Source organism: Streptomyces sp. NPDC026538, from assembly GCF_055567535.1.
This window is the reverse complement of record NZ_JBVHQG010000006.1, coordinates 447,372-472,158: the sequence shown is the minus strand read 5'-3', so window position 1 is coordinate 472,158 and position 24,787 is coordinate 447,372. Positions and strand designations below refer to the sequence as shown.

23 protein-coding genes and 1 pseudogene are annotated in these 24,787 nt (G+C 71.4%); 14 read left to right on the top strand and 10 right to left on the bottom strand.

Annotated features, from left to right (window positions below; genetic code table 11):
- The first annotated feature begins 107 nt into the window (after positions 1-107).
- The 7 genes and pseudogenes from paaA to ACZ4N4_RS25790 all read left to right on the top strand — a co-directional run bounded on the left by paaA (position 108) and on the right by ACZ4N4_RS25790 (position 4,722).
- Positions 108-1,079, top strand: a complete 972-nt coding sequence (gene paaA / locus ACZ4N4_RS25820; RefSeq protein ID WP_467592522.1) for a 1,2-phenylacetyl-CoA epoxidase subunit PaaA — start codon at positions 108-110, stop codon at positions 1,077-1,079.
- On the top strand, positions 1,076-1,366 hold the full coding sequence (gene paaB, locus ACZ4N4_RS25815; protein ID WP_467592520.1) for a 1,2-phenylacetyl-CoA epoxidase subunit PaaB: 291 nt from the start codon (positions 1,076-1,078) through the stop codon (positions 1,364-1,366). The genes paaA and paaB overlap by 4 nt, the downstream gene beginning before the upstream one ends.
- A gap of 9 nt (positions 1,367-1,375) precedes the next feature.
- Complete coding sequence (gene paaC / locus ACZ4N4_RS25810) at positions 1,376-2,206, top strand: 1,2-phenylacetyl-CoA epoxidase subunit PaaC (RefSeq protein ID WP_467592518.1); 831 nt, start codon at positions 1,376-1,378, stop codon at positions 2,204-2,206.
- Positions 2,200-2,715 carry a 1,2-phenylacetyl-CoA epoxidase subunit PaaD gene (paaD, locus tag ACZ4N4_RS25805; protein WP_467592516.1) on the top strand — a complete coding sequence of 172 codons (516 nt, stop codon included), beginning with the start codon at positions 2,200-2,202 and terminating at the stop codon, positions 2,713-2,715. The genes paaC and paaD overlap by 7 nt, the downstream gene beginning before the upstream one ends.
- An 11-nt stretch (positions 2,716-2,726) precedes the next feature.
- A complete protein-coding gene (gene paaE, locus ACZ4N4_RS25800) occupies positions 2,727-3,827 on the top strand; it encodes a 1,2-phenylacetyl-CoA epoxidase subunit PaaE (protein WP_467592861.1) in 1,101 nt (366 codons plus the stop codon).
- 71 nt (positions 3,828-3,898) lie between these two features.
- Positions 3,899-4,045, top strand: a pseudogene (locus ACZ4N4_RS25795) (DinB family protein); the annotation flags it as partial.
- Between the two features lie 335 nt (positions 4,046-4,380).
- Complete coding sequence (locus ACZ4N4_RS25790) at positions 4,381-4,722, top strand: hypothetical protein (protein ID WP_467592514.1); 342 nt, start codon at positions 4,381-4,383, stop codon at positions 4,720-4,722.
- 118 nt (positions 4,723-4,840) lie between these two features.
- Here ACZ4N4_RS25790 and ACZ4N4_RS25785 read toward each other — a convergent pair whose 3' ends face one another.
- Together ACZ4N4_RS25785 and ACZ4N4_RS25780 are read right to left on the bottom strand one after the other, a co-directional pair.
- Complete coding sequence (locus tag ACZ4N4_RS25785; protein WP_467592511.1) at positions 4,841-5,587, bottom strand: SDR family oxidoreductase; 747 nt, start codon at positions 5,585-5,587, stop codon at positions 4,841-4,843.
- A 139-nt stretch (positions 5,588-5,726) separates the two neighbouring features.
- Positions 5,727-6,629 carry an RNA polymerase sigma-70 factor gene (locus tag ACZ4N4_RS25780; RefSeq protein WP_467592507.1) on the bottom strand — a complete coding sequence of 301 codons (903 nt, stop codon included), beginning with the start codon at positions 6,627-6,629 and terminating at the stop codon, positions 5,727-5,729.
- Between the two features lie 160 nt (positions 6,630-6,789).
- Here ACZ4N4_RS25780 and ACZ4N4_RS25775 point away from each other — a divergent pair, with 160 nt between their 5' ends.
- Positions 6,790-7,236 (top strand): cupin domain-containing protein, encoded by a 447-nt coding sequence (locus ACZ4N4_RS25775; RefSeq protein ID WP_453576341.1) that lies wholly within the window; start codon positions 6,790-6,792, stop codon positions 7,234-7,236.
- Between the two features lie 75 nt (positions 7,237-7,311).
- On the opposite strand, the gene ACZ4N4_RS25770 is transcribed toward ACZ4N4_RS25775, so the two are convergent.
- Entirely contained in the window at positions 7,312-7,785 is a 474-nt protein-coding gene (locus tag ACZ4N4_RS25770) for a carboxymuconolactone decarboxylase family protein (protein ID WP_453576344.1), read from the bottom strand.
- Between the two features lie 281 nt (positions 7,786-8,066).
- Between ACZ4N4_RS25770 and ACZ4N4_RS25765 the strand changes: the two genes are divergently transcribed.
- On the top strand, positions 8,067-9,680 hold the full coding sequence (locus tag ACZ4N4_RS25765) for a purple acid phosphatase family protein (RefSeq protein ID WP_467592497.1): 1,614 nt from the start codon (positions 8,067-8,069) through the stop codon (positions 9,678-9,680).
- A gap of 268 nt (positions 9,681-9,948) precedes the next feature.
- Positions 9,949-11,856 carry an FHA domain-containing protein gene (locus ACZ4N4_RS25760; RefSeq protein WP_467592495.1) on the top strand — a complete coding sequence of 636 codons (1,908 nt, stop codon included), beginning with the start codon at positions 9,949-9,951 and terminating at the stop codon, positions 11,854-11,856.
- A 189-nt stretch (positions 11,857-12,045) separates the two neighbouring features.
- Here the strand turns inward: ACZ4N4_RS25760 and ACZ4N4_RS25755 are convergent, their stop codons facing one another.
- From ACZ4N4_RS25755 to ACZ4N4_RS25745, 3 genes are all read right to left on the bottom strand, one after another.
- On the bottom strand, positions 12,046-13,473 hold the full coding sequence (locus ACZ4N4_RS25755) for an alkaline phosphatase family protein (protein WP_467592493.1): 1,428 nt from the start codon (positions 13,471-13,473) through the stop codon (positions 12,046-12,048).
- A 238-nt stretch (positions 13,474-13,711) separates the two neighbouring features.
- On the bottom strand, positions 13,712-15,061 hold the full coding sequence (locus ACZ4N4_RS25750) for an RICIN domain-containing protein (RefSeq protein ID WP_467592858.1): 1,350 nt from the start codon (positions 15,059-15,061) through the stop codon (positions 13,712-13,714).
- A 472-nt stretch (positions 15,062-15,533) separates the two neighbouring features.
- On the bottom strand, positions 15,534-16,142 hold the full coding sequence (locus ACZ4N4_RS25745) for a TetR/AcrR family transcriptional regulator (protein WP_467592491.1): 609 nt from the start codon (positions 16,140-16,142) through the stop codon (positions 15,534-15,536).
- Positions 16,143-16,236: 94 nt separating this feature from the next.
- Between ACZ4N4_RS25745 and ACZ4N4_RS25740 the strand changes: the two genes are divergently transcribed.
- A complete protein-coding gene (locus ACZ4N4_RS25740) occupies positions 16,237-16,374 on the top strand; it encodes a hypothetical protein (RefSeq protein WP_467592489.1) in 138 nt (45 codons plus the stop codon).
- A 255-nt stretch (positions 16,375-16,629) separates the two neighbouring features.
- Positions 16,630-17,874, top strand: a complete 1,245-nt coding sequence (locus tag ACZ4N4_RS25735; RefSeq protein WP_467592487.1) for an MFS transporter — start codon at positions 16,630-16,632, stop codon at positions 17,872-17,874.
- A gap of 27 nt (positions 17,875-17,901) precedes the next feature.
- Here ACZ4N4_RS25735 and ACZ4N4_RS25730 read toward each other — a convergent pair whose 3' ends face one another.
- The 4 genes from ACZ4N4_RS25730 to ACZ4N4_RS25715 form a co-directional block, all read right to left on the bottom strand.
- On the bottom strand, positions 17,902-19,626 hold the full coding sequence (locus tag ACZ4N4_RS25730; protein ID WP_467592484.1) for an MFS transporter: 1,725 nt from the start codon (positions 19,624-19,626) through the stop codon (positions 17,902-17,904).
- Between the two features lie 61 nt (positions 19,627-19,687).
- Positions 19,688-20,092 carry a MarR family winged helix-turn-helix transcriptional regulator gene (locus ACZ4N4_RS25725; RefSeq protein ID WP_467592853.1) on the bottom strand — a complete coding sequence of 135 codons (405 nt, stop codon included), beginning with the start codon at positions 20,090-20,092 and terminating at the stop codon, positions 19,688-19,690.
- 255 nt (positions 20,093-20,347) lie between these two features.
- Positions 20,348-21,304, bottom strand: coding sequence for an ornithine cyclodeaminase family protein (locus ACZ4N4_RS25720; RefSeq protein ID WP_467592482.1), 957 nt, complete (start codon positions 21,302-21,304; stop codon positions 20,348-20,350).
- The gene (locus ACZ4N4_RS25715) at positions 21,301-22,062 is read right to left on the bottom strand and encodes an IclR family transcriptional regulator (RefSeq protein WP_467592480.1); all 762 of its coding nucleotides are present in this window, start codon (positions 22,060-22,062) and stop codon (positions 21,301-21,303) included. The genes ACZ4N4_RS25720 and ACZ4N4_RS25715 overlap by 4 nt, the downstream gene beginning before the upstream one ends.
- Before the next feature lie 257 nt (positions 22,063-22,319).
- On the opposite strand from ACZ4N4_RS25715, the gene ACZ4N4_RS25710 reads away from it, so the two are divergent.
- A complete protein-coding gene (locus ACZ4N4_RS25710) occupies positions 22,320-23,633 on the top strand; it encodes an amidohydrolase family protein (RefSeq protein ID WP_467592478.1) in 1,314 nt (437 codons plus the stop codon).
- Positions 23,630-24,712, top strand: coding sequence for a dipeptidase (locus ACZ4N4_RS25705; protein WP_467592476.1), 1,083 nt, complete (start codon positions 23,630-23,632; stop codon positions 24,710-24,712). The genes ACZ4N4_RS25710 and ACZ4N4_RS25705 overlap by 4 nt, the downstream gene beginning before the upstream one ends.
- Positions 24,713-24,787 lie beyond the last annotated feature (75 nt).

Sequence of the window (24,787 nt, the reverse complement as noted above, 5' to 3'; positions counted from 1 at the left end):
CGGACGGTCGTCTTTTGCCGGGCACCGATCCGGTGCGGCCCTTGCCAGATCAGGGAGTGCATACCTTATGATGAACCGAACGAATGGTCGGTAGGGAGTGGGTGGAGATGACTGAAGCGGCCGGAAGGGACGCCGAGCACGACCTGGAGTCCCTTTTCGAGACGACGATCTCGCGCGACCAGCGGATCGAACCTCGCGACTGGATGCCGGAGGGCTACCGCAGGACCCTGGTCCGGCAGATCGCCCAGCACGCGCACTCGGAGATCATCGGCATGCAGCCGGAGGGCGAGTGGATCACCCGGGCGCCCTCGCTGCGCCGCAAGGCCATCCTGTTCGCCAAGGTCCAGGACGAGGCCGGCCACGGCCTGTACCTGTACTCCGCCGCCGAGACCCTGGGCATCGACCGGGCGGAACTCACCCAGCGCCTCCTCGAAGGCCGCCAGAAGTACTCGTCGATCTTCAACTACCCCACGCCCAGCTTCGCGGACGTCGGGGTCATCGGCTGGTTCGTCGACGGCGCGGCCATCTGCAACCAGGTCCCCCTGTGCCGCAGCTCGTACGGGCCCTACGCCCGCGCGATGGTGCGGATCTGCAAGGAGGAGTCCTTCCACCAACGGCAGGGCTACGAACTGCTGATGACGATGATGCGCGGCACCGACGCCCAGCGGGAGATGGTGCAGGACGCGGTGGACCGCTGGTGGTGGCCGTCCCTGATGATGTTCGGTCCGCCCGACGACGACTCGCCCAACTCCGCGCAGTCGATGGCCTGGAAGATCAAGCGGCACAGCAACGACGAACTGCGCCAGCGCTTCGTCGACATGACCGTGCCCCAGGCGGCCAGGCTCGGCGTGACCCTGCCCGACCCCGAACTGCGCTGGAACGAGGAGCGCGGCCGGCACGACTTCGGCACCCCCGACTTCTCCGAACTCAAGGAAGTCATCAGCGGCAACGGCCCCTGCAACGCACAGCGGATGCAGCGCAGGCGCGAGGCCCACGAGGAGGGCGCCTGGGTGCGTGCGGCCGCCGGCGCGCACGCCGCCAAGCAGGCCGCCCGGGCACGTAAGGAGGCAGTCGCATGAGCGACTCGGAGAACTGGCCCCTGTACGAGGTGTTCATCCGCGGCAAGCGCGGCCTCAACCACGTGCACGTCGGCTCACTGCACGCCGCGGACGACGAGATGGCCCTCACCCACGCCCGCGACCTGTACACCCGGCGCAACGAAGGCGTCAGCATCTGGGCCGTGCGCTCGGACCGCATCGCCGCCTCCAGCCGGGACGAGAAGGACCCCTTCTTCGCCCCCAGCGCCGACAAGGTCTACCGGCACCCGACCTTCTACGACATCCCCGACGATGTCCCGCACATCTAGGAGCCGGTGATGAGCGACGACCACGTCTACCTGTCGCTGGCCGAGGGCCACGACGACGGCGACGCCCGCTGGGCCTTCGGCACCGGCTTCGAAGACCCGCTGTACGGCGTCGACACTGCCGTACCCGAGGGCGTCGACGCCCCCGCGCTGGCCGGCCACTGCCTGGCGCTCGGCGACGACGCCCTGGTCCTGGCCCAGCGGCTCGCCGAATGGGTCACCCGCGCCCCCGAGCTGGAGGAGGAGGTGGCGCTGGCCAACATCGGGCTCGACCTGCTCGGCCAGACACGCCTGCTGTACGCGCGCTGCGGCCAGGTGGACGGCACCGGCCGTACGGAGGACGCCTACGCCTACTTCCGCGACGCCGGCGACTTCCGTAACGTACGCCTCGCCGAACTCCCCAACGGCGACTTCGCCTTCTCCGTCCTGCGGCTGCTGGTGTTCGCCAGCTGGCGCCTCGCCCACTTCACCGAACTGGCCTCCGCGCCCGACCCGGTGCTCGCGGCGATCGCGGCCAAGGGCGTGAAGGAGCTGACCTACCACCGGCAGTACGCCGCCGAATGGGTCGTACGCCTGGGCGACGGCACCGACGAGTCCCGCGCGCGCATGCTGACCGCCCTGGAATCACAGGCTCCCTACTGGGAGGAACTGTTCGCCGCGCAGGACGTGCGCGAGGCGGTCCTCGCCGATCTCCAGCAGGTCCTCGACGCGGCCGGACTCCCCGTGCCGCACACCGCACCCCTGCCCGGCCACGGCCGGCACGGCGGACACACCGAACACCTCGCCCCGCTCCTGGCCGAGCTGCAGAGCGTGGCCCGCGCCCACCCGGAGGCGACATGGTGACCGTCCTGTCCGACGTCCGGCGGGCCCGGCACCTCGCCGAGCAGGTCCCCGACCCCGAACTTCCCATGCTCACCCTGGCCGACCTCGGGGTACTGCGGACCGTGACGATCGAGGCCGACGGCACGGTGGTCGCCGGTCTCACCCCCACCTACTCGGGCTGCCCCGCCATGGCCGAGATGCGGGCCGGCGTCGCCGCCCGCCTGCGGGACGCCGGGTTCGAGCGCGTCGAGATCCGTACGGTCCTCGACCCGCCCTGGACGAGCGACTGGATCACCCCCGAAGGGCGCCGCAAGCTCGCCGCACACGGCATCGCACCGCCCACGACGGCACCGCGGCAGCCCACCGGTCCCGTCCCGCTGAACCTGTCACCGACCCGGCGCACGGTCACCTGCCCGCGCTGCGGATCGGCCGACACCGAGGAGACCTCCCGCTTCGCGGCCACCTCCTGCAAGGCGCTGTGGCGGTGCCTGGCCTGCCGCGAGCCGTTCGAGTACGTCAAGGAGATCTGATGGCAGAGCTGATGGCACCGACCGCCGGTGCCCCCGCGACGACAGTCCGCCGGCGCCGCCCAGCCTTCCATCCCCTGCGCGTCGCCGCCGTCACGCGCCTGTGCGAGGACGCCGTGGCCGTCACCTTCGACATCCCCGCGGCCCTGGCGGAGGAGTTCGCCTTCGGCCCCGGTCAGTCGCTCACCCTGCGCCGTGAGATCGACGGGCGCGACGAGCGGCGCTCCTACTCGATCTGCTCCCCGGTCGGCGCACCGCCCCGCATCGGCGTCCGGGAGGTGCCCGGCGGGCTCTTCTCCTCCTGGCTGGTCCACGAGGTGCGGCCCGGCGACACCGTGCAGGTGATGGCCCCGACCGGAGCCTTCACCCCCGACCTCACGGTGCCCGGCCACCATGTGCTGATCGCCGCGGGCTCGGGCATCACCCCCATGATGTCCATCGCCGAGTCCGTCCTGGCGGCCGACGACCGCTCCAGGGTCACGCTGTTCTACGGCAACCGGCGCACCGACACCGTGATGTTCGCCGACGAACTGGCCGACCTGAAGGACGAGTACCGCACCCGTTTCCACCTCGCCCACGTCCTGTCGCGCGAGCCCCGCGAAGCCGAACTCCTCTCCGGCCGCCTCGACGGCGACCGCCTCGCCGCCCTCGTCGCGGGGCTGATCGACGTACCCTCCGCCGACCACTGGTGGCTGTGCGGACCGCACGGCATGGTGCTCGACGCCCAGCAGGTCCTGGCCGGACTGGGCGTCCCCGGCGGACGGATCCACCAGGAGCTCTTCTTCGCCGACGAGCCGATCGAACCCGTCCGCCACGAGGAGGCGGCGGCGACGGGCCCGGCCAGCGAGGTCACCGTCACCCTCGACGGCCGCTCCACCACCGCCCGGCTGCCGCGCGGCACGGCACTCCTCGACTCCGCCGCCCGCATCCGCCCGGACCTCCCCTTCGCCTGCAAGGGCGGCGTCTGCGGCACCTGCCGGGCACGGATCACGGACGGTGAAGCCGACATGCGCCGCAACTACGCCCTCGAGCCCGCCGAGGTGGAGGCGGGCTACGTGCTGACCTGCCAGACGTACCCGGTCTCCGAGAAGCTGACGGTCGACTACGACAGCTGACCGTTCAGCGGCCGTGGGCCGCCCGCTCCGAAATCCGTCGGCGCCCCGTGCCGACGGGTCGCCGGTCTCCGGGCTTCTCGCAGCACCCGTCCGGCTCCGACCCCGGCGATCCGTTCATCGACGTGCTGTGGGAGACCAACCTCGAACTCGTCCACCACATGGCCGAGATCGCACTCCTGCGCGACCTGTGGAATGCCCCGGTCGGCGGCGCAGCGTAGCCCGCGAAGAAAGCTGGACGGCCGCCGCCGGGACCGGTTCCGTCAATTGACGTAGTTCGTGGAGCGGACCGCGCCGGCCGTCCTTCGGGCGCGCGGGGGAGACGCCCAGGACACCGCTGCGCCGGTGCCCTTGCGGCTTCCCGCGGATGTTGCCACGCTGGTCGTTCACGTTGTCTGTTCCAGCTCTCTGCGCGGCGTTCGTGAGTTCGCCGGCCCGACCAGTCCCGGCCCGACCGTTCGTGCGCGCTGCTCTCCTCCCCGGCGCTGACGCGCGTACCCCGCGCCCACACCCAGTGACCGGCCGGACAGCCGCCGCCTCACCTGGGGAGCACACCATGGACACGAACGAGGAGGCCGCCCGCGGCCTGACCGACATCCAGGACTTCCTCTACCAGCAGGCCCATCTGCGGGCGGCACGCCGGCGGGTCGCGGACTTCACCGCGCAGGAGCCGGGACTGACGCAGGACCAGCGGACGGACATCGAACGCTGGTACCTCGCCGAACAGACCTATGTGGCCCGCATGGTGACGGAGCACATCGCCGTGACCATTGACGTGGTCGAACAGCGGCATCGCGCCCGTTTCGGACACTGGCTGCGCGGGACGCTGACCGCGATGATCCTGATCACCGTGGTGATGGCCCTGTGCGTCACCGTGGTGCTGGTCGGCGCGTCGTGAGCCGCGGTGCGTAGGGCCCGCACGCAGCGCCGTGGCATCCGCGGGGTTCTCGAGTGTGCTCGGTGGCCGGGTGGCGGTCCCCGTCTCCCTTCCCACGGGGGCCACCACCCGTCGGCGCCTACCGCTGCCGCGCGAGCCAGTCGGTGAACCTGACCTCGCCGAGGCTCGCGTCCGGAGCGGGCAGCAGCGTGTTCTCCCGCAGCTCGGCTCCCCAGTACCGCGCCTGCGGGTCCGTGACGACCTTGCGGGGGTCGTTCGCCGCGTCCAGCGCGATCCGGATGAACTCCTCGAGCTGGAACGCCTCGGGGCCGCCGACCTCCACCACGCCGTTGACCGGCGCGCCCACCGTGGCGCGGGCCACGGCCGCGGCCACGTCGTCGGAGACGAGGGGCTGGATCTTGGCGTCCGGCAGGCGCACGGTGTCGCCCTCGGTCATCCCGTCGGCCAGCCCCTTCGCGAACTCGAAGAACTGGGTGGCGTGGACGAGGGAGTACGGGATGCCGGACGCCTTGATCAGATCCTCCTGGGCCTTCTTGGCCCGGAAGTAGCCGCTCTCCTGGAGCCGGTCGGTGCCCACCACCGACAGCGCCACATGGTGCCGCACGCCGGCGTCCGCCTCGGCCTGCAGGAGGTTGGCCGTGGAGGTGCGGAAGAAGTCCAGGACGGCCCGGTCCTCGAACGAAGGGGAGTTGGACACGTCGACCAGCACCGAGGCGCCCTCGAGGACCTCGGCCAGCCCCTCCCCGGTGAGCGTGTTGACGCCGGTGCTGGGCGCGGCCGCGACCGCCTCGTGCCCGTCCTCGCCCAGCCTGGTGACGAGCTTCGAACCGATGAGCCCGGTGCCACCGATCACGACGACCTTCATGACGGAGTTCCTCTCGGAGTGCTTCTGGTGTCTGCACCAGAAGAGACCGGACAGCCCTTCCGCCTGTGACAGCCCGTCCGGGGAGCCCGGGAAAATCATCCTCTGCCGCCCGTGCGTGCGGCCTGTTGGACGAGGGGGCTCAGCCGTCCAGCGACGACACGTAGGGGGCCAGCTTGGCCGGGTTCATCACCCACATGATGCGTTCGATGCCGCGTGCCGACACATCGACCGACAGCAGCGCCACCGGGTTCCCGCCGGCCGAGATCAGGACCGCCGGCCTGCCGTTGGCCTCGACCCAGCGGACGTCCGTCTGGGACCAGAAACGCGGTGCGAAGGCCACGAGGTACCGGGAGACATGCGGGAGCCCGATGACCGGAATCCTGGACGCCCCACGCATTCCGCCGCCGTCGGCGTAGCTGACCACGTCCTCGGTGAGCACCTCTTCGAGTACCGAGAGACGGCCGTTCTGCGCGGCGGCGAGAAACACCTCCAGGAATCGCCGGTGCTCGGCGGAGTCCACCGGTTCCCGGCGCTCCGCCGTCAGCCGCCTGCGGGCACGGCTCACCAGCTGGCGCGCGTTGGCCTCGCTGGTCTCCACGATGTCCGCGATCCGCCCGTACGTGTAGTCGAACGCTTCCCGCAGCACGTAGGCGGCCCGCTCCACGGGGTTCAGCTTCTCCAGGACGAGGAGAACCGCCAGGTCGAGTGCCTCCGCGCGTTCCGCGCCCAGCTGTGGGTCCGTGCTCGTGTCGACGGGCTCGGGAAGCCAGGGGCCGACGTACGACTCCCGGCGTACCTTGGCGGACTGGGTGAAGTTGATCGCCAGCCGGGTGGTGACCGTGGCCAGGAACGCGGCCGGCTCACGGATGCCCGCACGGTCGGTGTTCTGCCACCGCAGCCAGGCCTCCTGGACGATGTCCTCCGCCTCCACGGCGCTGCCGACCACGCGATACGCGATACCGAAGAGCTGTGGACGCGCGGCAAGGAATTCCTTCGTCGCCTGGTCGAGGGAGCCCGAGCCCCCGTTCTCACCGCCGCGCATGGATGTCCTCCAGACTTGGATCATCATGCTACAAGCTGGCACCTCACAGAACGGCACGGAGGGGTATGAACCGTTCCGCCGTGTCACAGATCCAGTGTGCTCGGTCATCCGTTGCTGAGGCCGGTACCGAGGGACGACGAATCCATGGAGGTGCCCGACCATGTCGGACAAGGACGCAGCGCACGGGCCCGGCGGGCAGCCGCGCCCGGAGGGGTGGAAGACGGCGTTGACGGTGTTGCAGGACGCCGCGCCGATCACCGTCCCCGAGGGGGCCTCGGCGATGACCATCTACGTCGAGTGGGAGCCCGGAGACCCGGGGACCCCGCCGCACCGCCACTCCGGACCCGCGTTCGGGTACGTCGTCGAGGGCGCCGTGCGCTTCGAGCTGGAGGGCGAGCCCGAGCGGGTGGTCGACGCCGGCGGGACGTTCTGGGAGCCGGGCGGTGACGTGATCCACTACCAGGACGGCAACGCCCTCACGGATGGGCGGACCCGGTTCGTGGTGACCATGATGTGCGCGCCGGGCAAGCCGATGCTCGAGCTGGTCGACGAGGGCGAACTGGCCGAGCGGGCCCATCTGCGCGCCCCGCGCCCCACCACGGACTGACGGACGACGGACCGGCTGCGCCTTCCCCCCTCCACGGAGTGGGAAGGCGCAGCCGGCCCCGCCTGCCGGCGTCGGTCACCCGAACTGGCCGGGCTGGTAGTCCCCGGCGGGCTGCTGGTTGATGACGTTGATGCGGTTGTAGGCGTTGATGACGGCGAGCAGGGAGATCAGGGCGACGAGCTGTTCCTCGTCGAAGTGCTTGGCGGCGTTGGCCCACACCTCGTCGGAGACGCCCCCGGCCGCGTCGGCGATCCGGGTGCCCTGTTCCGCCACCTCCAGCGCGGCACGCTCCGCCTCGGTGAACACCTTCGCCTCACGCCAGGCCGCGACCAGGTTGAGGCGCTGCGCGGTCTCCCCGGCCACCGCGGCGTCCTTGGTGTGCATGTCGGTGCAGAAGCCGCAGCCGTTGATCTGGCTGGCGCGGATCTTCACCAGCTCCTGGATCGTGGCCGGCAGCGTCGAGTCCGAGACGGCCTTGCCGGCCGAGTTGATGTGCCTCAGCACCTTCCCGGCGAGCGGGTGGCCGAAGTAGTCGAGTCGCGATTCCACGATGATCTCCTCGCTGTGTGGCGGTTGCACCTGATTGACCGGAGCGGACCGCGATGTGTGACAGGAAGTCGTGTGTGACGCGGGTCTCACCTCGTAGGCCCCGGGGAGTGGGGTCGGTCAAGACCGGGGCGGCTGACGGTAAAGGCGAGGGCATGGGTCGGTCTTGGCGGCCCGATGCCTGACGTGTGGTGGCCGTGTGGTCATGTGGTGTTCATGTGGGGGCAGTTGGGCTGGGTCAGGGTGCGGTCGTTGTCAGCTCAGCTGTTCGTCGGGAGGGCGTCATGACCACACAGGCAGACTCAACAGAGGGCAGATCGGCGGAAGGTTCGGAGGGGTTCAGCCGTCGTCACGCGCTGGGCCTGCTGGGGACCGCGGGGGCGGGTGCCGCCGCCACCGGGCTGCTCGGCGCGGGTACGGCACAGGCCGCGCCGTACGCCGCTCCGGCCTTCCACCTCACCGCGGACTCCTCGGGCGCGCCCCCCGTCCAGGGCCTGCACCTGACCTTCGGGGCCGACCCGCGTACCCAGATGACGGTGTCGTGGATCACGGACCGGCCGGTGACCAAGCCCGTCGTGCGCTACGGCACCCTGGAGCACGGCTTCGGCTCCAGCAAGAAGGCCGAGACCGTCACCTACGTCGACGGCACCTCGGACCGCACCGTCTACGTCCACCACGCCCTGCTCAAGGGGCTCGCCCCGGACACGGACTACCTCTACCTCGCCACGCACGAGGGGGCGACCCCCGACAGCGGTACGTTCCGCACGGCCCCGCAGGGACGCCGGCCGGTCACCTTCACCAGCTTCGGCGACCAGTCCGCCCCGCAGGTGACCTGGTCGGCCGACGGCACCGTCGCCCTGGACGCCAACTCCACGCCCGCGACGAAGGACATCGTCACCGGTATCGAGCAGGTCGCCCCGCTGTTCCACCTCCTCAACGGCGACCTCTGCTACGCCAACCTGGACGTCGACCGGGTGCGGACCTGGAACAACTTCTTCACCAACAACACCCGTTCGGCGCGCTTCCGTCCCTGGATGCCGGCGGCCGGCAACCACGAGATCGAGAAGGCCAACGGCCCGATCGGTCTCGGCGCCTACCAGACTTACTTCTCCCTCCCCTCCACCGAGACGGACGCCGAACTCGCGGGCCTGTGGTACGCGTTCACGGCCGGCTCGGTGCGGGTGATCGTGCTGCAGAACGACGACAACTGCCTGCAGGACGGCGGTGACGTCTACATCAGCGGCTACTCCGGCGGCCGCCAGCTCGCCTTCCTGGAGCGGGAGCTGAAGGCGGCGCGCTCCTCGCGCGACATCGACTGGGTGGTCGTGGCCATGCACCAGGTCATGATCAGCTCCTCCGACGCGAACGGTGCGGACCTGGGCCTGCGCGAGAAGTACGGCCCGCTGTTCGACCGGTACGACGTCGACCTGGTGCTCTGCGGTCACGAGCACAACTACGAGCGTTCGCTGGCCGTGCGCGGTGTGGTGACCGGCAGTGAGACCCTCACCCCCAACCCGGTCTCCCGGGCCACCGACGACATCGACGCCGGCCTCGGCACCGTGCACATGATCCTCGGCGGCGGAGGCGTCTCGGGAACCACCAACCAGAGCTTCTTCAAGGACGGCACGGCCAAGGTGATCACCGCCGTGTCGGCGACCCCCGGCTCCAACGGCAAGCGCACCTCCACCTATGTCAAGGAGCAGGCGGTGTGGACGGGCGTCCGGGACACCGAACACCCCTACGGCTTCGCCGCGTTCACCGTCGACCCCGGCCGGCACCCCGGTGACACCACCCGGATGCACGTCACGTACTACAACGTGAACAAGCCGCACGGCGAACTGACCGTCTTCGAGAACTTCACCCTGCACCGCAAGCGTTCCGACGGCCACGGCCGCTGACCCCGAGCCCGGCGGGCCGGGCGGCATCCGCCCGGCCCGCTGAGGGCCTACCGCAGCGAGTCCACACTGGCCGAAAACCGACGAACTCCCGTCAGATCGGCAGGGATTGTACCGAAGCGCGCACTGGAAATACTTGGTTAAGCAAGTATATGCTCGCCAACGGGGGCGGACGGGGGACAGGGCCGCATGCCGACTTGGGAACTGCCGCGCCGTAGCGCGTGATCGGTGTCCCGGTTCAACAACTGACAAGCTTGTGGAAGGAAGTGCCGTGGCACCGGTGCTGGTCGGACTCGAAGGTCTGCTGGCGGGGGAGCGCATCCCGGTCCTGGACACCCGCGTCACCTTCGGACGCAACTCGGAGAACACCGTCGTCATCTCCAGCCTCAGCGTCTCCCGCTTCCATGCGGAGATCGTCTTCGACGAGGACAAGGGTTACGTACTGCGTGACCTGGAGAGCAGCAACGGCACCCTGGTCAACGGGGAGGAAGTGGAGTCCCGGCTGCTGCAGCCCGGTGACGAGATCTCCCTGGGCGACCAGGAGTTCCGCTTCGAGGTGGCGGACGCCATGGAGACGCTGATGGCGCTCTCCCTGCCGCGATCCGTGACGCACGGCGCGGAGGAAGGCGAACGCGGACCCGTCCTGCGGGTCACCGTCGCCGGCGGCGGCCCGGTCGGCCTGTCGTTCGCCCTGCTCCTCGAGCACTTCCTCGGCCCCCAGGTGCAGATCACCGTCTACGACGGCAGGTGGCGCAAGCAGGGCCGAACCGTCGTCTGGAAGAGCCCGGCGGAGGGCAACGTACGGCGTCTGCAGGTGGTGACCGTGCAGAGCCGCCAGTACCTCGCCTGGCCGGAGGAGGTCCGGGAGCGCCTCTTCGACCCGGAGCACTTCACCGAGATGTGGCCCTCCGGTCCGGACTCGGTCGGCGACAACCACCCGCGCAACATGCGCATCGCCTATATCGAGGACCGGCTGCTGGAGCTGGCGAACGAGAAGCGGGACCGGATCCGGCTCATACCCGCCCGGTTCGACGCGGAGGAGCAGCAGGAGGCGCTCGCCACCCAGCATGTGCTCGCGATCTGCGACGGCGGCCGCTCGCGCACCCGGGACCGCTTCGCCGCCCGCTTCGGCAAGGCCGACGAATCGATCTACTCCCTCGACGGGCGCCACCTCCAGGACGTCGTCCTCGGGCTGCGGGTGAAGTCCGGCCTGACCGACCCCATGGCGGTGCTGCTGACCGTCGCCCAGAACCGCTTCCTGCTCAACTCGCTGCGCGGCGAGGGCTTCCTCAACATGCGGCTGACCGATGCCGAGGCCGCGGAGGTCATCGGCCTCGACCCGGTCCGCCGGGTCTTCGAGGAGTGCATCGCCTCCCGGCCGTGCCTGATGGACCGCGACGAGTACGGCGACTTCCAGTGCGCGACCCACGGCACGCTGTTCCTCCCCGCCCTGGTCAAGGGCTCCCCGCTGTGGCGCCGGGTGCGCGAGGGCCTGCTGCTGTTCGGGGTCGAGGCCGACGACCTGTCGGCGGTCACCAGCTTCCGGCTCGACATGGTGCAACGACCGCGTTTCTCGGCCGAGTTGCTGCCGCCCACCGCCAACTCCCCAGGCACCTACGGCTTCCTCCTCGGTGACGCCGCCAACGCCATCCACTTCTGGCCCGGCCGTGGCCTCAACAGCGGTCTGGCTTCAGCGATCTCGCTGGCCCGGTCCCTCAACGGGGCGTGGAGCGGGCGGCCGTTCCGGGACGCGGACTTCCTGCGGCACGAGGCGGCCATGTCGATGCTCCAGTACCGGCACAAGAGCCGGGCCTGGAAGGCGATGGTCACCACCGACGACAAGGGCGTCACCTGGGCCATCAAGGACATCATCGGCCACGGCATCGACGGGATCCCCGACGAGCCCGACCGCGAGGCGGACACCAAGACGCTGCTGGAGCGTATGCAGGCCATCCGTGCGCGTCTGGCCCTGCGGCTGGAGGGAATGCCGGACGACGAGGCGATCCTGGAGCGCCTGCGCACCCTGCAGCCCGCCACACTGCGCATGCTGGTCCTCAGCGGCGCCTGGGACACGCTGACCATGGGCGGCGAAGAGGTCGACATCGACATCTTCTACGGCGAGGACTCGTCCGCGGCCGCCGCGGCGGTGGGCGCACTGGAGCCGGCCGCCAAGCCGTAGGACGGACTCCGTTCGGCGTGCGCCGCCGAACGGACGGCCGTTCGCGTGACAACCTGCCGCCGAGCGGACGGCCATTCGCCTGACAGCCCGCCGCCGGACGGCCGTTCTGCTGACAACGCGGCGCCGGACGGACGGCCGTTCTCCTGACACCCCGCCGCCGCCGACCGCGGCGGCGGGGTGCGGTGGCGGTCAGGTGTGGGGGCGGTGGCCCTTCTCCTGGTGGGGGTAGCTCTGGTCGGCCTGCGGGAGCGTGGGCTTGGGGAGGGTGGCGACCTCCTCCTTCGCCTTCTCCAGCTGCTCGGCGGTGTTGCGGGGGAGGCGGGGCGGTCGCGGACGGGCCTCGCGGAACCGGAAGGCGGAGGTCAGGTCGCCGAAGGTCGCACGACGCCAGTCGCTGACGTTCGGCTCCTCGACACCGGTGAACCGCTCCAGGAACTGCAGGGCGGAGGTGTGGTCGAAGGCCTCGGTGGCGACCCAGCCGCCCACCGTCCAGGGCGAGACGATGATCGCCGGGACCCGGAAGCCGCCGCCGATCGGCAGGCCCTGGATGAACTCGTCCTTGGTGCCCGCGGGCGGGGTCGGCGGCGCCACGTGGTCGAACAGGCCGTCGTTCTCGTCGTAGTTGAGGATGAACGCGGTCTTGCGCCACACCTCGGGGTTCGAGGCGATGGCCTCGATCTTGGAGGCCACGTAGTCGGCGCCCGCGGCCGGGAGGTAGTCCGGGTGCTCCGACTGGTAGCTGGTGGGGCAGATCCACGACACCGTCGGGAGCCGGTCGTTGCGGGCGTCGTCCTCGAAGGTGCCGTGCGGCTGCGGGCGCACGCCCCGCTCGTACAGGTCGGAGCCGGGCTGCGCGTTCTTGAACGTCGCGAACTGCTCCAGCATGTTCGTGCCGTAGTCGTCCTCCTCCTGGTACACCTTCCAGCTGACGCCGGCCGCCTGGAGGCGCTCGGCATAGGTGGTCCAGCGGTACGGAGTGGGCGCGACGTTGCTGATGATCGGGCCGCCCAGGGTGCCGCCCGGGTCGATACTCCCGGTCATCCACATCAGCCGGTTGGGCCAGGTGGGGCCGAAGACGGAGCAGAAGTAGTTGTCGCAGATGGTGAAGGTCTCCGCGAGGGCGAACTGGAAGGGGATGTCCTTGCGGGTGTAGTAGCCCATCACGTACGGGCCGTTGACGCCGTCGGCCTTGCGGTGGGCCGGCAGCCACTGGTCCATCTTGCCGTTGTTCCAGGCCTGGTGCTGCACCGACCAGGCATGGCTGGTGGACGGGATGGCCTGGGCACTCGACGTGTGCGTGTCGAGGTGGAAGGGCAGCAGGTAGCCCTTGGGGTTGACGGTGTCGGGCTGGTAGAAGACGGACCGCCCGTTGTCCAGTTTCAGCGCGTGCGGGTCGGCGAAGCCGCGGACGCCGGAGAGAGTGCCGAAGTAGTGGTCGAAGGACCGGTTCTCCTGCATCAGCATGACGACGTGTTCGATGTCGCGCAGCGAGCTGTTCTTCGGCGGTCCGGCGGCGACGGCCTGCTGGACGCTGGGCGGCAGGAGTGAGAGGGCCGCGGCGCCGCCGAGCGCGCCGGCGGCGGAGCCCAGGAGTCTGCGACGGGTCAACTCGGCCATGGATGCTCCATTCTCAAGTTCTCCGGGGGGCGGGAACCTTTGCGGGAGTGGCGGCAGGCCCGGCCGTGAGGACGGGCCGCCGTTCACTGTGGGCCCCGGGAGATGGGGTGCATCAGGCGCGGCTGATGAACTCCGGGCCAACGCACGGAAGGAGTTGGTCAGGGGTTTACCTTCAACGTCCCCTCGTCGCACGGGCGTTGCCGAGCGTTGAAGAACGTCGGCCGCTACATGGGTTCTGTCACTGGCCCGGCGCGAGGATGTAGGTGTTGAGGGTGCCCACGGTCGTGAGCGGGGTGGGCGATCCGGTGTCGTAACGGTCCACGGCGAGGTAGTTGGGCTTCTTGCGGGCCGCGGGGGTGCAGAAGTTCTGGGCGCGGTTGAGGAGTTTGCCGTTGTCGGTGGCGGCCGTGGAGCTGATCGGGTAGTCCCGGAACTGGTTCATGACGAAGAGCGGGTGGAAGGCCGCCGAGTCGGTGGTGAGGGGTCTGTCGGTGCCCCAGCGGCTGTAGCAGGACCAGTCGGAGTCGCCTATGCCGCCGCCCATGGACCAGTAGTTCTCCACGGTCCATTCGCGCTGGTACATGACGCCGAAGGTGTCACGGGTGGCCCAGCCGTTGGCGGTGTCGCTCGCCCGGGTCCGGTCGCTGAAGATCAGCAACTGCTTGCCGCGGGCGGCGAGGTCGGCCATCGTGGGCCAGCCCCTGGTGGCGGCGCCCTCCTGGTCCGGCCGGTACAGCACGTCGGAGAGGCCGTTGACCGAGGCCAGGGAGGACTTCAGCACGTCGGAGGAGGCGTAGTCCTCCAGGAAGACCGTGGCGAACTGGCCGGGATTGGCCTTGAGGAAGTCGACCATGCGCCGGAGGTCGGTGGCGAGCGGGACGGGGTTGCTCACGCCGTCGCAGCTGTTGTGGCAGAGCACGGCCTGGCCGGAGACCGTGTAGTCGTCGAGCATGAAACCGCGGACCCCGTCGGACAGCTGCCGGCTGATCCCGTGGTTCTGGTTGGGGAACAGACTGACCGGGAACGAGGCGAAGTTCCCGTCGGAGCCGTTGGCGAAGGCGTTGTGTGCGGTCAGGAAGGTGACCTGGTCCAGGGTGCGGGTGTCGGCGGAGGGCATCGTCGTGGTCGCGTAGGAGACCGGGGTGAGGTACCAGCGCGCGAGGTCGCCCGCCGAGCCGAGCTGTACGGCGCCGGATGTGGAGCCGGTGAGGTACTGCGAGGTGCCGGGGGCGGTGACGGTGTAGGTGCTGTCGGCGCCGGCCGTGATGCTCCAGGTGGTGCCGTCCGCGCCGCAGGCGGCGGTCACCGCGGCGGTGCCGCTGCGTCCCAGGCAGGTGCCGGACTCGTCGGCGTTCTGCAGCTGGTAGCCGCCGCCGATCGCGACGGCCGTCCACTGCTGGTGGTCTTCGTTGCCCTTGGGGTTGTGGGCCACCACCGTGCCACCGCTGTCGGCCGCGTCGAGGCCGGTGACGAAGTTCTGCAGATAGACCGAGGAGACGGGGACGGCCGCCGAGGCGGTGCCCGGCAGCAGGACGGGCGCCGACAGGGCGAGGACGGCGGAACAGCACAGGACGCGCAGGGGGCGCAGTCGCACGGGATTTCCCTTCACTCCGACACGAGATACCAACGCTGTCAGAGGCATGAGATATCCGGTGGGACGTGTGCCGCGCCAGTGGTCCTGCCTGAATTCCTTTTCCCATAAAAGGATATGACGATACGTCAGCTCTGTGAACGGAGGCTAGCCTCTCGTCCGGGGAGGTGCGATCAGGGCAGGAAGGGCGAGATCCGGCCGGCGAACGGGCGGCCGGAGCGGTCGCCGCGTCTCAGCGGTCCCCGGCGACGGCCATGGAGACGGCCCAGCCGAGACCGTTGACGCCGAAATGGCGCCGTGTCTCACCCCCGAGAAGGACCTGGGTTTCGCCGTCGACGAGGCCGAGATCGCCTGGTGGGGGCTGTGCGCGGAGTGCCGGAGAGCCACCGGCGCCTGAACCGGCCGATGGCCGCGCGCGCCGTCCGCCCGGACCGCGACTGACGTCGACGGGTGTGCGGGCAGGCCCTGTTCAGGGTGTGCCCGCGGGCCCCTCCGGCCGTACGCCGGGCAGCTGTGCCACATGGTGGCGCAGGACCGCGCGGACCGTGTCCGGGTCCAGGCGGTCCGGGTGGAGCGCCGCGTTGAGGGCGAGGCCGTCGAGGAGGGCGGCGAGGTGTTCCGTGGCCACCGGGTCGTCCACGCCCAGGCGGCGCAGCAGCCGGTGGCTGATCTCCCGCAGCCCGTCGTGGAGTTCGGCGGCGACCGAGCCGAGGGTGTGGTGCGTGCGCGCGGCCACCGAGAACTCCAGCCAGACCGCCGTCTCGTCGGCGCGTGCCGCATCGAGCGGCAGGAACTCGCCGGCGATCTCCTCCACGAAACGTCGGGGATCCCGGTCGGGGCGCCGCTCTTCCAGCCGTGCCAGCACCCGTGCCTCCACGCGGTGCACCATCTGGCGGGCCGCGGCGGCGAGCAGTTCGGCGTGGCTGTCGAAGTAGTGCCGCACGGAGCCGACGGCGAGCCCGGCCTCGGCGGCCACGTTCTGGAGGGTGGCCGCCTGGATACCGCGGCGGGCCACGACCCGGAAGACGGCCTCCATCACCTCGCGGCGACGCTGCTCGGGGTCCACTACCTTCGGCACCCGTCTTTTATAGCACGGCCATGCTACGGTTTCGTTCGGCACGTCCAAGCTAAAAAAATCGCCGACCAGGACCCGGACCGCATCCGGAGAAGCCATGCGACCGTCCCGCACCGGACGCCTGGCGCGTCTGTCCCGACTCGCCCTCGACCTCGGTATCGCCTCCTTCGCCCCCGAAGCGGTGGCCGACGCCCCGGAGGTCCCGGCCGTTCCGCCCCTGCGGGACCGCCGGTAGCGGCCCCGGCCGTAGTGGCCGTGAGCACCGGCCGTGGCGGCCGTGACGCACCCGCCTCAGTGGTCGTGACGCAGGTCACCCTGCTGTTTCGGCCAATCGTGGAATGCGGACCCGGCCCCATGTCGCTACACCCTTCTTGGGGGTGTGCTGGGCAAGGGCGCTCGGCGTGACGGGCCCCGGAGGCCGAAAACGCCTCCCGGTCCGTCCCGCTCCCCGTCCCCGGACCGCCGTCCCCGAAAGGTTCGCTCACCCACCATGCCTTTGGCCCTGCTTGCCCTTGCCGTCGTCACGTTCGGTATCGGCACCACCGAGTTCGCCACCATGGGCCTGCTGCCCCAGATCGCGGACGGGCTCGGCGTCTCGGTGCCGCACGCCGGCAACCTCGTCTCCGCCTACGCCCTCGGCGTCGTCGTCGGCGCCCCCGTGCTGACGGGCATCGGCGCCCGGGTGTCCCACAAGCGACTGCTGCTCCTGCTGACCGGGCTGTTCGTGGTGGGCAACACGGCGTCCGCGCTCGCCCCGGACTTCGGCCTGCTCTTCGCCGCCCGCTTCCTGGCCGGACTGCCGCACGGCGCCCTCTTCGGCGTGGGCGCAGTCGTCGCCTCCCGGCTGGTGGCCCCGGAGCGTGCGGCACGCGCCGTCTCCAGCGTGTTCCTCGGCCTCACCGTCGCGAACATCGTCGGCGTCCCCGCCGGTACCGCCCTCGGCCAGCATCTGGGCTGGCGGTACGCCTACTGCGCGGTCGCCGTCATCGGCCTGGTGGCGCTCGCCGCGCTGGCCCTCCTCGTGCCCCACCAGCCGCGCGGCCCGCAGGCGGGCATCCGGCGGGAACTGCGGGCGATGGGCAACCGGCAGGTCTTCATCGGCCTCGGCACCGCCGTCGTCGGGTTCGGCGGCTTCTTCGCCGTCTACAGCTACCTCGTCCCCATGCTGACGCACCTGACCGGCATCTCCGACTCCTCGACCACCGCGGTCCTCGCCCTCTACGGCGTCGGCATGACCCTGGGCACCCTGGCCGCGGGGCCCCTCACCGACCGGGCCCTGCGCCCGACGCTGTACGCCGGGATCATCCTGCTGGCGGCCGCGCTGGTGACGTTCTACTTCACCGTCCACAGCACGGTGCCGGCCCTGGTGACCGTCACCTTCATCGGCGCGATGGGCGCGCTCATCACCACGCCCGTCCAGATGCTGCTGATGATGAACGCGAAGGACGCCCCGACGATGGCCGCGGCCTCCAACCACTCCGCCTTCAACATGGCCAACGCGGCCGGCGCCTGGCTCGGCGGCCTGGTGATCTCGGCTGGCTGGGGCTGGGCGGCCCCCAACCTGGTCGGCGCGGCCCTCGCGATGGCCGGTCTGGCGCTGGCCGTCACCGGCGGCGTCCTGGACCGCGGCAACCGCCCCTCGAAGGTGGTCACCTCGCAGGAGGGCCGGGCCTCGGTGGCCGTGGGTGAGGGCGTCGGGGACCGCGCCGTCGAGGACCACCGCCCCGCCGGCTGAGCGCCGCCGGCCGACCGGACCGCGGGATCAGGCCGGGGTGTCGCCGCGGAGTTCCACGAGGGTGGACGCCGTCAGGCGCAGGGGCGCGTCGGCCGGGTCGACGAGGACGACCGTGCAGGTCGCCGCATGGGCGAGGGCGGTGGTGAGGCTGCCGTCGGCGAACTGGGCGAGCGGGCCGCGCGGCGAACGTCCGACGGCGACGGCACGGGCGTGGACCTCGGCGGCGTGCCGGGCCAGCACCCGGCCCGCGGCGGCGTGATCGCCGACACTGTCCAGCACCTGGCCGGTGGCGGCGAACCCCTGGGCGGCGAGCCGGTCCAGGTGGGCGGTCACGGCGGCCCGCGCCTGCTCGGCGGTCTCGGTGTCCGCGGCCTGCTCCTCGACCACGGCGGTCCGCTGGACGTGCACCACCTCCAGCGGGCTGCCGGTGTCCCGCGCGAGCCGGGCGGCGGCGTCGACGATGGCGGCGGCCTGCCCGTGGTCGCCGACGGCGACGACGACCGGGCCGGTGTCGGCCGTGACCCGCCGCCCCACGGGGGTGAGCGTCGGGGCGACCGGCTCCCCGCCACCGAGGCGGGACTCCGCCTCGCGCAGCAGCCCATGCCCGCTGGCCAGGACCGGGATCGCCAGCAGGAAGGTGCCCGCGCCCAGGTAGAACGGCACGCTCAGATCGGTGGCGTCGGCGAGCTTTCCGGCGACGTACGGGGCCAGGCCACCGCCGATGAACCGCAGGAAGCCGTACGCGGAGGAGGCCACCGGTCGTTCCACCGGCGAGACCACCATCACCGCCTGCGTGGTCAAGGTGTTGTTGACGCCGATGAAGATCCCGCTGACGATGACGGCGACGATCACGACCGTCGGGGTGTCGACCCCGGCGGCGATGACGGCCATCACCGCGCCGAGGCCGACGAGGTTGGCGTACAGCACGGGCGCGGTGCCGAAGCGGGCCTGCAGACGCGGCGCGAAGAAGACGCTGAACGCGGCGACCAGCAGACCCCAGCCGGTGAAGACGAGCCCCAGCTGATGGGCGTCCAGCTCCATCGGGTAGGGCGCGTAGCCGAGCATCGTGAAAAAGCCCCAGTTGTACAGCAGGGCCATGATGCCCATGGTCAGCAGACCGCGGTGGCGCAGCGCCGTGATCGGGGCCAGCGGGGAGGTACGGCGTTCCGGCTTGGGCAGCGCCGGCACGAAGGCCAGCGTCGCGACGAGCGCGATCGCCATCAGTACGGCCACACCGAAGAAGGGACCCCGCCAGCTGATGGCCCCCAACTCGCCGCCCAGCAGGGGGCCGACGGCTATGCCGAGGCCCAGGGCGGTCTCGTAGAGGATGATCGCGCCGGCGAAACCACCGCTCGCCGAGGCGACGATGACGGCCAGCGAGGTGGCGATGAACAGGGCGTTGCCGAGCCCCCACCCGGCGCGGAAGCCGACGATGCCGTTGATCGAGCCGGAGGTGCCGGCGAGCGCGGCGAACACCACGATGATCGCCAGCCCGGTGACCAGGGTGCGCTTGGCGCCGATCCTGCTGGACACCCAGCCGACGATCAGCATCGCGACCGCGGTCACGATCAGATAGCTGCTGAACAGCAGCGAGACCTGGCTGGGGGAGGCGTGCAGACTCGTGGCCAGGGCGGGCAGGATCGGGTCCACGAGGCCGATGCCCATGAACGAGATGACACAGGCGAACGCCACGGCCCACACGGCCTTCGGCTGCCTGAACGGGCTTGCGGTCCTCGGGTGCGGAGCACTCATCGACGGTCCTCTCTCCGGATGCGGACGGACGGGACGGCTGTGGGGGGAGGGAGTGAAGGGGTCAGTCGTGGGCCCGGCGTCCCTCGATCGCACGGGCCAGGGCGGGCAGGGCGAGCCGGACGGCCCGCTGCTCGGGTTCGGTCAGCTCCTCGATCAGTTCCCGGAGGGCGTGGGCGCGTTCGGAGCGCCGCTGCCGGAAGACTTCGAGTCCGGTCCCGGTGATCTCCACGAGGACGCCTCGGCCGTCGGTGCGGTCGGCGTGGCGTGCCACCAGCCCCGCGCGCTCCAGCCGGCCGACGAGCTGGGTCATCCCCGGCTGCGAGACGCCTTCGGCGCGGGCCAGTTCGGTCAGCCGCAGCGGACCCTCCCGGCCCAGCCGGCCCAGCGCGGCGGAGGCGGCGGTGCTCAGACCGCCGGTGGTGGCGCTGTGCCGCACATGGCGTACCAACTGCTCCACGGCGATCATCAACTGCTCCGCCGAACCAGCGGGATTCCCGGCACCCGCCGACCCACCGGAGCCGCCCCGATCTTCGATCCGGTTCTCCATAACGGCATTATGCATCTAGATGTACGGTGAAACAAAGGGTCTGGCTCAGAGCATCGCCGGGGAACACCCCGGTCGGCGGGGAACACCTGCCGGGACAGGGGCGCCGGCCGAGTCCGCGGCCGGGACGGTGTCACCTTCCCGGCCGGCGGCCGCCGTTGCCGGCACACCCGCCCGTCACAGATCCACGCGCACTCCCCACCCCTGCTCGAGCGCCACGTCGTAGGCCACCCGGACCGCCGCCACGTCGAGCGCCGCGTGGCCGGTGGACTTGAAGACGGTGAGGACGTCGGCGTCCCCGCCCCGCCCCGGGTGGCCGCCGTCCAGGACGGACCCGAGCAGGGTCACCGGCCGGCCGGGGGAGAGGTCCTGGAGTTCATGTGCGCCCGCGGGTGGTGGTGCGCCGGCCGCGCCGGTCCACTCGGTGAACAGGACCGCGTCCCGTACCGTACCCGGGTCCAGTTCGGGCCCCTGGGAGCCGCCGACCGAGGAGACATGGACGCCGGGAGCGAGCCACTCGCGGCGGAGGACGGGAGCGGTGGCGCCGGTGCAGCAGAACACCACTTCGGCCTCGCGCACGGCGTCCTCGATACCGGTGGCGACCCGCGCGCCGGGATACAGTGCCGCAGCCGCACCGGCCCGCAGCGGATCACGGCCGGCCACCGTCACCTCGGCACCCGGCCGCACCGCCGCGAGGAGCGCCAACTGGGCGCGTGCCTGGGCGCCCGTCCCCACCACCGCCACCCGGCCGAGACCGGGGCGGGCGGCCAGGGCCAGCGCGCTCTGCGTGGCGGACGCCGCCGTGCGGACCTCGGTCAGCGACTCGCCGTCCACCAGCGCCAGCGGCCGGCCGTCGTGCTCGTCGAACAGTGCCACCAGCCCCCGGTGGAAACCCCGTCCGGGGTGGCGGGGATCGGCGGTCACGGTCACCAGCTTCGCGGCCAGGCCGAGCCCCGGGACGTAACCGGGCATCGCGCCCAGCAGGCCGGTCGGCGTCAGGGCGGCGATCCGCGGCGGGACGGAGGCCTCGTCGCGGGCGACGGCGACAAGTGCCCGGGCCACCGCGTCGAGTACGGCGTCCGGTGGCAACGCGGCGGCCGTCTGCCGGCGGTCCAGCACCAGCATGCCGCTCATCGGCCGGCCTCCGCCGTGCCGGCGGTCAGAGCCGTCGCCAGCTCGTCCGTGGCCGCGCGCAACTCCCGCCGCACGGACGCCAGTTTCGGCCCGTCGAACTCGGCGTCCGGTCCCACGACCGTCAGTGCGCACACCGGAGCGCCAGGGTCCGGCACCACCGCCCGGCTGACGGAGGCGACCAGCTTGTCGTTACGGCCGTGCTCCACGGCGACACCGGTCCGCTCCACCTCGGCCAGCTCCCGCGCCACCTCGCCGGCGTCCTCCCCGAGCCCGTCCAGCCACCTGCTCCTCGCCTCCGGTTCGAGCGCGGCGACCAGGGCCAGCGGACCGGCGAACCGCCGTACCGGCAGCAACTCGCCCCGCAAGTGGCTGATCATCGCGAGCCGTTCGGGTCTGACCACGTCGATCACTCGGGCGCCGCCCTCCTCCAGCACCTGGAGGTTGACCATCATCGCGGTCTCCGCGGACAGCCGCTCCAGCACCGGACGGGCCAGCGCGGTCAGCGAGTTGCCCACGGCCGAGGCGGACATCCGCAGCACCGCGGCACCGGGCAGATAACGGTCACCGGCCCGCAGTACCCAGCCCCGCCGGACCAGGTCCACCAGGATCCGGTAGGCGGTGGCGCGGTGCAGGCCCACCTCTGCGGCCAGGTCGGTCAGCCGCACCGGGTGCGGTGCGCGCGAGACGGCCTCGACCAGGTCGAGCGCCTTGTCCACGGCCGACCGGGGCGGCGCCGAGGTACGGGGTGCGACGGGCATGGCAGCGGGTTTTCCCTCTCGTCACGGTGCGCCACGGACCGGGGTGTCCTGGTCCGCGTCCGGGGCGGTGTCCTGTCCGGAGTCCCGGCCCGCGACCTGTCCGGTGTCCCGTCCGGCGTCGTCCCGACCGGCGTCCTGTCCGGTTCGGGTCCTTGCGGTGATCCGGCGGTCGCGGAGTACAGTACCTGCGTTTCATCACACGATACAGCTGTTACGTACAGCGTAACAGCGCGCCGTCTCGCGGACCGAAGGTGACCATGACCGACCTGCCCCCGGGCGCCCCGACCCCCTGGGCGGCACCGCCCGCCGGAACCGTCACGGTCTACCGCGGCGCCACCCTCTTCGACGGCACCGGTGACCGCCCCCGCCCGGACATCACGATCGTCACGGACGGCGCCCGGATCCACACCGTCACCGGCGACGGCGATCCGCTTCCCCCGCTCGCGGCCGACGCACCCCGCGTCGACCTCGACGGGCGGTTCGTGGTCCCCGGCCTGATCGACACCCACCAGCACCTGGCCACCCCGCCCGACCGGCCCGTCGCCGAGGCGGTGCTCCGGCGCCTGGTGCACAGCGGGGTCACCGCCGTCCGTGACATGGCCGACGACCTGCGCCAGATCGGCGACCTCGCCCGGGCCACCCTGGTCGGCGAGATCCCCGGCCCCGACATCCGCTACGCGGCGCTCATGGCCGGGCCCACCTTCTTCGACGACCCGCGCACCCACGAGGTCTCCCGGGGCGCCGTACCCGGAGCGGTCCCCTGGATGCAGGCCGTCACCCCCGGCACCGATCTCACCATCGCCGTCGCCCTGGCCCGCGGCACCCACGCCGCCGCGATCAAGGTCTATGCCGACCTGGACGCCGCGACCGTCGCCGCCGTCACCGCCGAGGCGCACCGCCAGGGCATCGCCGTCTGGGCGCACGCCACCGTCTTCCCGGCCGCGCCCGGCGAGGTCGTCGCCGCGGGCGTGGACAGCGTCTCGCATGTCACCCTGCTCGCGTTCGAGAACCCCACCGAGCCGCTGAGCAGCTACAAGACCAAACCCCGGGTGGACCACGAACGCTTCGCCACGGGCGACGACCCGAAACTGGCCGCCCTCTTCGCCGAGATGCGCCGTCGCGGCACCGTCCTCGACGCCACCGCGTCCATGTGGACCAGTGACGAGCTCCGGGGGGACACCGTCGACTCCGCCGAACGGGCCCGCCTCAACGCGGAGTTGGCGGCCGCCGTCACCGCCCAGGCGCACCGCGCCGGAGTCGACGTCTGCACCGGCACGGATTTCGAGACCGGCCCGGAGGATCCCTTCCCCGCGCTCTACGGCGAACTCGCCTTCCTCGTCGACCGCTGCGGCATCCCCGCCGCCGACGTCCTGCGCTCGGCGACCCTGGTCGGCGCCAGGGCCGCCGGCACCGAGGCGGACATGGGCAGCGTAGAACCCGGAAAACTCGCGAACTTCGCCGTCCTGGACGAGGACCCCCTCCAGGACATCACCAACCTGCGCACCATCACCCTCACCGTGAAACGCGGCTGCCGCTTCGACCGCGCCGAGTTCGAGAAGGACGCCAAGTGACCGCCGCCCACCCCGTGATCGTCAACGCGCTGGGACAGCTCGACAACCCCAACGCCCCCGCGGCCCTGGCCGCCGCCACCCAGCTCAACCCCTCCAGCGGTCAACTCGCCGTCGACGCACGGGCGATCGCCGACGCCCACGCCTCCGGCCTGACCGCCGTCAACATCACCCTCGGCTACACCATGGGCGACCTGCCGCCGTACGAGCACACGCTGGAGGAGATAGCGGTCTGGGACGGGATCATCGACGCCCACCCGGCCGACCTGCTCAAGATCCGTACGGCCGCCGACATCCGACGCGCCCACCAGGAGCGGCGGATCGGCGTCGTCTACGGCTTCCAGAACGCCGTCGCCGTCGGCGAGGACCCCGCCCTCGTCGACGCCCGGGTCGCGGGCTTCGCGGAGGCCGGCGTACGGGTCGTCCAGCTCACCTACAACCAGGCCAACCACCTCGGCGACGGCTCCATGGCCACCGCCAACCGTGGCCTGACCCCCTTCGGCCGCCGGGTCGTCGAGGCCCTCAACGACCACCACCTGATGGTCGACCTCTCGCACAGCGGGGAGAACACCTGCCTGGACGCGGCCCGGCACTCCCGGCAGCCCGTCTCGATCAACCACACCGGCTGCCGTGCCCTGGCCGACCTGCCGCGCAACAAGACGGACGAGGAACTCCGGCTGGTCGCCGACCGAGGCGGCTTCGTCGGCATCTACTTCATGCCCTTCCTCAACCCGAGCGGGCACGCGACCGCCGCCGACGTCGTCGACCACATCGCGCACGCGGTCGACGTCTGCGGCGAGGACCACGTCGGCATCGGCACCGACGGCGGTGTCACCGCCGTGGACGACCTCGGCGCCTATCGCACGGCCCTCGCCGAACACGTCGCCGCCCGGCAGGCGGCCGGTGTCGGCGCGGCCGGCGAACGGGCCGACACCTACCCGTTCGTCGTGGACCTGCGCGGCGTGGACCAGTTCCGCGACCTGATCCGCCTCCTGGAGGAACGCGGCTACCACTCCGAACGCATCGAGAAGATCCTCGGCCGCAACTTCCTCGACTACGCCACCCGCGTCTGGCCGTCCTGAGCCGGTCCTTCGGCGTCGCGCCGTCGGCGGCGTACGGTAGCGGGCCCGTGCGGGCAGGCGTCGTGCTCGACGCCG

Coding starts and splice junctions, on each gene's coding strand:
- paaA (WP_467592522.1), top strand. CDS start 108: ATGACTGAAGCGGCCGGAAGGGACGCCGAGCACGACCTGGAGTCCCTT.
- paaB (WP_467592520.1), top strand. CDS start 1,076: ATGAGCGACTCGGAGAACTGGCCCCTGTACGAGGTGTTCATCCGCGGC.
- paaC (WP_467592518.1), top strand. CDS start 1,376: ATGAGCGACGACCACGTCTACCTGTCGCTGGCCGAGGGCCACGACGAC.
- paaD (WP_467592516.1), top strand. CDS start 2,200: ATGGTGACCGTCCTGTCCGACGTCCGGCGGGCCCGGCACCTCGCCGAG.
- paaE (WP_467592861.1), top strand. CDS start 2,727: ATGGCACCGACCGCCGGTGCCCCCGCGACGACAGTCCGCCGGCGCCGC.
- ACZ4N4_RS25790 (WP_467592514.1), top strand. CDS start 4,381: ATGGACACGAACGAGGAGGCCGCCCGCGGCCTGACCGACATCCAGGAC.
- ACZ4N4_RS25785 (WP_467592511.1), bottom strand. CDS start 5,587: ATGAAGGTCGTCGTGATCGGTGGCACCGGGCTCATCGGTTCGAAGCTC.
- ACZ4N4_RS25780 (WP_467592507.1), bottom strand. CDS start 6,629: ATGCGCGGCGGTGAGAACGGGGGCTCGGGCTCCCTCGACCAGGCGACG.
- ACZ4N4_RS25775 (WP_453576341.1), top strand. CDS start 6,790: ATGTCGGACAAGGACGCAGCGCACGGGCCCGGCGGGCAGCCGCGCCCG.
- ACZ4N4_RS25765 (WP_467592497.1), top strand. CDS start 8,067: ATGACCACACAGGCAGACTCAACAGAGGGCAGATCGGCGGAAGGTTCG.
- ACZ4N4_RS25755 (WP_467592493.1), bottom strand. CDS start 13,473: ATGGCCGAGTTGACCCGTCGCAGACTCCTGGGCTCCGCCGCCGGCGCG.
- ACZ4N4_RS25740 (WP_467592489.1), top strand. CDS start 16,237: ATGCGACCGTCCCGCACCGGACGCCTGGCGCGTCTGTCCCGACTCGCC.
- ACZ4N4_RS25735 (WP_467592487.1), top strand. CDS start 16,630: ATGCCTTTGGCCCTGCTTGCCCTTGCCGTCGTCACGTTCGGTATCGGC.
- ACZ4N4_RS25730 (WP_467592484.1), bottom strand. CDS start 19,626: ATGAGTGCTCCGCACCCGAGGACCGCAAGCCCGTTCAGGCAGCCGAAG.
- ACZ4N4_RS25725 (WP_467592853.1), bottom strand. CDS start 20,092: ATGATCGCCGTGGAGCAGTTGGTACGCCATGTGCGGCACAGCGCCACC.
- ACZ4N4_RS25720 (WP_467592482.1), bottom strand. CDS start 21,304: ATGAGCGGCATGCTGGTGCTGGACCGCCGGCAGACGGCCGCCGCGTTG.
- ACZ4N4_RS25715 (WP_467592480.1), bottom strand. CDS start 22,062: ATGCCCGTCGCACCCCGTACCTCGGCGCCGCCCCGGTCGGCCGTGGAC.
- ACZ4N4_RS25710 (WP_467592478.1), top strand. CDS start 22,320: ATGACCGACCTGCCCCCGGGCGCCCCGACCCCCTGGGCGGCACCGCCC.